General features: G+C 73.1%; 1 protein-coding gene. It reads right to left on the bottom strand.

Annotated features, from left to right (window positions below; translation table 11 throughout):
• The coding region (locus GH736_RS23620; RefSeq protein WP_159607522.1) for an NAD-dependent epimerase/dehydratase family protein at positions 1 to 851 on the bottom strand (851 nt) is incomplete at both ends.

Genomic DNA, 851 nt, shown 5'->3' with positions numbered 1-851 from the left:
AGCGCCGTCAGCAATTCCCGCTCGCGCTCGGCCGACAGCCCGGCGCCGCGCTCGCGGTCGAGGCCCTGGCTCCGTTCCCACTCGAGGATCTCGGCGAGGAGCTGCTCCAGCGGCCGCAGGCGCAGCCCGGCCGCCTTCGCGGCGGCGTTCGAGCGGTCGAGGAACGCCTGCCAGTCGGGGTCGATGATCCAGAGCGGCAGCGATTCGGGACCTGACCACTCGGCGACGCCCTGCTGGGCCAGCCATTCGGGTGAGACGGCGACGACCTCGCCGACATGACCCGCGACCGAGCGCGACTGATCGAGCCAGTCCTCGAAGGAGACGCGATCGCCGACGGCGTTGAACGCCCCGGTGAGCCGACGCTCGATCCCGTCGAGCGTGAACCGCACCAGGTCGTCGACGTGGATGGCCTGCACCGGCGAGTCGAGGATGTCGGGCACGAGCATCGGCCCGTCGTCGCGAGCCGCCCGCGCCACCCAGTATCCGCCCCGGCCCGAGGGGTCGCCCGGCCCCACGATGAGCCCCGGGCGGACGATGAGCAGCCGGTCGCCGACCGCCTCGCGGTAGGCCTGCTCGATCGCCGACTTGGCCTCGCCGTACGTCTCGGGATCCGACTCGTCGGACTCGAGCGGGGGCATCAGCTCCGCCGTCTCGTCGGCGCCCGGCTCGTCGTGCCGGGCATAGACGTTGCCCGAGGAGACGAACGTCCAGTGCGCGGCGGACGGACCGAGTTCGACGGCCGCGCGTCGGGCGAACCCGGGCTGGCGCGTGACGTCGACGACGGCGTCCCATCGACGACCTGCGACCTCGTCGTAGGCATCGGGGGCCGAGCGGTCGGCGCGCACGAGCTC

The organism is Agromyces humi (genome assembly GCF_009720255.1).
GTDB lineage: Bacteria > Actinomycetota > Actinomycetes > Actinomycetales > Microbacteriaceae > Agromyces > Agromyces humi.
This window is presented reverse-complemented; position numbering and strand designations above follow the sequence as displayed.